The organism is Nocardioides sp. (genome assembly GCF_035547795.1).
GTDB lineage: Bacteria > Actinomycetota > Actinomycetes > Propionibacteriales > Nocardioidaceae > Nocardioides.
In genome coordinates, this window is the sequence record NZ_DASZUF010000122.1 from 1 (window position 1) to 3,615 (window position 3,615).

The following is a 3,615-nucleotide window of genomic DNA, read 5'->3' on the forward strand; positions in this document are numbered from 1 at the left end:
CCGGGGCCCACGACGCTGGACGACGTCCACTTCCACTACCCCGCCGGCGGCGCCGAGGCCGCCCGCGTCCCGGAGGCGCTGCGCGGCATCGACGTCGCGGTCGCCGCCGGCGAGACCGTGGCCCTGGTCGGCGAGACCGGAGCCGGGAAGTCGACCGTGATGAAGCTGGTCGCGCGCTTCTACGACCCCGACCGCGGAGCGATCCGGATGGACGGCCACGACCTGCGGTCCGTCGACCTCCACGACTTCCGCACCCAGCTGGGCTACGTGCCCCAGGAGTCCTTCCTGTTCTCCGGCACCGTCCGAGACAACATCGCCTACGGCCGACCCGCCGCCACCGACGCCGAGGTCGAGGCGGCGGCCCGCGCCGTCGGGGCGCACGAGTTCATCGCCACCCTCGCCGGCGGCTACCTGCACCCGCTCGCCGAGCGCGGCCGCTCCCTCTCGGCCGGCCAGCGGCAGCTCCTCGCCCTGGCTCGCGCCGAGCTGGTCGACCCCGCGATCCTGCTGCTCGACGAGGCCACCTCCAACCTCGACCTGGTCACCGAGGCGCGCGTCTCCGCGGCCATGCAGCGGCTCACCTCGCATCGCACCACGATCCTGATCGCCCACCGGCTCCAGACCGCGCGCACCGCCGACCGCATCATCGTGCTCGATCACGGCAGTGTCGCCGAGTCGGGCACGCATGAGGAGCTGCTCGAGGCGGACGGCCGGTACGCCTCCATGTGGCGCGCCTTCGACACCGTCTGGTACGGCGACCGACTCCGCAGCTGAACGCCGCCCCGAGGCGCTCGGCGCACCGGCATCGGGGCCCCGGCGCTTCACCCGAGCCCGGCTGTGCCTGGATGTGCGTGGATGTGCCCGAAATGTGCAAGGTCCCGAGTCCCTGACCTGCAGGCACCCGGGACCACTCGCGTGCGCGAGGGGGGACTTGAACCCCCACCCTCTATACGAGGACTAGCACCTCAAGCTAGCGCGTCTGCCTATTCCGCCACCCGCGCGAGTGCGGACGAAACGTTAGCAGCGTGGCGGCCCAGAAACGAATCGGCACCCTCAGGCGACCACGTCGTAGTCGGCCGCGCCGCGGGCCCGATCCGGGAAGTTGCTGGTCACCATCCACACCCGCCGGTCGGTGAGGTAGCGACGCAGCTTCCGGGGTCGGTCGACGGTCCACACCAGCACCGGGAGACCCTGTCGACCCGCCCACCGCAGCACGCGCAGCGACGCCAGCCGGTGCTGGACGACGACGAGCGTGGCCCCGCAGCGGCGCAGCCGCCCGGCCGGGAAGAGCTCGCTGTGCCGCAGCCGCACCTGGCCCCACCAGCCGAGGCCGAAGATGGTACGGCCGAGCGAGAGCCCCACCAGCGTGCCGGGGCTCTCCACCGCCGCCCACTTGGCCAGCACCGCGACGGAGGGGTCCTCGAGCGAGGTCAGGATGAACGCCTCCGGGCTGCCCATGATCCGCAGTGCCGTGCGGGCGGCCTCCAGCTCGTAGGCCGCACCCGGACGGCCGTAGTGATCCGGTGGCGAGACCAGCTTCAGGTCGATATGCGCCTTCTTGCCGTGGGCGGCCAGCAAGGTCAGGGCGTCCTCGTAGGTCACCAGCGGGTGCCCGACCAGCTCGGCCACTGCGCGGGCGGACAGGTGCCGCAGGTAGAGCTTGCGGCGCCCGCGGCGGACGTGATCGAGGTGGTGCAGGACATAGCGGCCGTCGGCGGTGCGGTGCACGTCGAACTCGATGTAGTCCACCGGCAGCCGCACCGCCGCCTCCAGCGACTCCCAGGAGTTGTCGCGCAGGCCGAGCTGGCCCGCCGCGCCGCGGTGGGCCGAGATCAGCGCGCGCGTGACGGGGCCGCTCACGAGGTGAGCGGAGCGCCGATGCTGAAGCGCACCCCCGGGATCGCCTGCACGCGACGCCAGCCCCAGTAGACGCAGGCACCGATCGACAGCGCGGTCAGGCCGGTGGAGAGCACCCCACGAGCGAGTACGCCGACCCCGGCGCCCCAATGCAGCGAGTCCAGGCCGATGGCCGCGTCGACGGCCCGGGACACGCCCCAGATCAGCGCGACCTCGATGAACACCCGGCGCATCCGCCGGTCGGCCAGCAGCCGCTCGGGCAGCCTCACGAAGTCCTCGGCGAGCCGTTGGGTGACGGGGCGGCCGATCACGGCCGAACCCACGAAGACCACGCTCATCAGGACCGATGCCGCGACCGGTTGCAGCAGATAGAGCCACACGCTCGAGCAGGCCAGCGCGATCGCCGTACGCGCGACGAGGATGCCGACGACCAGCAGCAGCGTCGAGGGCACCCGCCGACCGAGGACGAACCGCAGCCCCATCGTGGCCCCGCACCAGCCGAGCACGCCGGCCAGACCCGGCACCGTCCCCACGGTGCGCATGCAGCCGTAGAGGATCGCCGTCGGCACCAGGACGCTTTCCGCGAGCATGAGCAGGGCACGCATCACGACCCGACCCACATGTCCGATCTCGATCAGGTGCTCGTGGGCGGTGGTGCTGGTGGCGGGCTGCGCCATGGTGACTCCGAGGGTCTGGCTAGCGGTGTCTCACGACGATAAACGCAAGTACCCCGAAATGCTCGATCGTGAGGAGATTCTGTGCGATTGAATTCAGGAGGCCACCCGATCGGACTACTCCCGGACGCTCAACACGCCTGCAGCAGTGCGGCGGCGCGGGCCGCGGCCAGGGAGCGCTCGGCGAGGGTGGCCGCCGGATCCGTGGCCAGGCGCTGCAGCGCCTCGACCCGACGGGCCTGCCGGGCGGGGGCGTGCAGCGACGTCACCGGTGCCGGTTCGTCGGCGTCGGCCCCTGCCCGGGCAGCCGCCGACGAGGAGGCGGCCGGGCGCCCCATCGCCCAAGCCAGCCGCTGTACCGACGAGACCGACCACTCCTCGCGGAGCGAGGCCCGCGGGATGCGCTGGTCGGTGGTTGGCGTCACGTCCGTCTAACGCCCACGAGGCCGCGGGGCTACGGGCACACGCCGATCTCGGTCAGGCGCCCACTCGCGGCGGCAGCCACGCCAGCAGCGCGATGACGCCCAGCAGGAGGCAGAACGCCGGCGCCTTCCACCTGACCGTCGGCGAGTGCCTGAGCTCGAGACCGAGCAGCACGAGAACGAACACCCCGGCTCCGAGCCATGCCCACCAGTCGCTCTTCGGCTCGGCGTCGGCGACCCACTGCACGTGGGACACCACGGTGTGTCCGAACAGGCCCAGGTTGACCCCGACGCCGACGGCGGCCAGCCGGCGGTTGTGCCACCAGGCATCGCTCACGGCCTCAGACCTGTCCGACCACCAGCGGAGCAGTCGGCGCGCCGGCGAGTCGTCGAGGATGGGCAGCGCCAGCACCAGCAGGACAAGCACGGCGTTGGCGCCTTGAAAGCGCTCGCCACATCGCGCCAGAAGCGGGCCGTCCACGTCATGGTCACCACGACGACGGCGACGGTCACGCTGGCTGCGACCCCAGACGGGCCAGCTCGTGAGCGGCGCGCTCGCCGTACCGCTCGGCGGCGTCGATGCGGTGGTCACGGCTCTCCTCCGGGTCGGTGCGGCACCGGATCATGCCAGGAGGGCCGCGTCCGTGCGGCGGTTTCGGGCC

At 72.3% G+C, this 3,615-nt stretch carries 5 protein-coding genes and 1 tRNA gene; 1 reads left to right on the top strand and 5 read right to left on the bottom strand.

Going from position 1 to position 3,615, the window contains the following annotated elements:
- On the top strand, positions 1–774 hold a 774-nt coding region (locus tag VHA72_RS08375), incomplete at its 5' end, for an ABC transporter ATP-binding protein (protein ID WP_325574161.1).
- Between the two features lie 142 nt (positions 775–916).
- On the opposite strand, the gene VHA72_RS08380 is transcribed toward VHA72_RS08375, so the two are convergent.
- The 5 genes from VHA72_RS08380 to VHA72_RS08400 all read right to left on the bottom strand — a co-directional run bounded on the left by VHA72_RS08380 (position 917) and on the right by VHA72_RS08400 (position 3,380).
- A tRNA-Leu gene (locus VHA72_RS08380) sits at positions 917–1,001 on the bottom strand.
- A gap of 52 nt (positions 1,002–1,053) precedes the next feature.
- Positions 1,054–1,860, bottom strand: coding sequence for a glycerophosphodiester phosphodiesterase (locus tag VHA72_RS08385; protein ID WP_325574163.1), 807 nt, complete (start codon positions 1,858–1,860; stop codon positions 1,054–1,056).
- Positions 1,857–2,534, bottom strand: a complete 678-nt coding sequence (locus VHA72_RS08390; RefSeq protein ID WP_325574165.1) for a DUF3159 domain-containing protein — start codon at positions 2,532–2,534, stop codon at positions 1,857–1,859. Before VHA72_RS08390 ends, VHA72_RS08385 begins: the two co-directional genes overlap by 4 nt.
- A 128-nt stretch (positions 2,535–2,662) precedes the next feature.
- Positions 2,663–2,956, bottom strand: coding sequence for a hypothetical protein (locus VHA72_RS08395; protein ID WP_325574167.1), 294 nt, complete (start codon positions 2,954–2,956; stop codon positions 2,663–2,665).
- A gap of 52 nt (positions 2,957–3,008) precedes the next feature.
- Positions 3,009–3,380: a hypothetical protein gene (locus tag VHA72_RS08400; RefSeq protein WP_325574169.1), complete on the bottom strand. Its 372-nt coding sequence runs from the start codon at positions 3,378–3,380 to the stop codon at positions 3,009–3,011.
- Positions 3,381–3,615: the final 235 nt, after the last annotated feature.

Coding starts and splice junctions, on each gene's coding strand:
- VHA72_RS08390 (WP_325574165.1), bottom strand. CDS start 2,534: ATGGCGCAGCCCGCCACCAGCACCACCGCCCACGAGCACCTGATCGAG.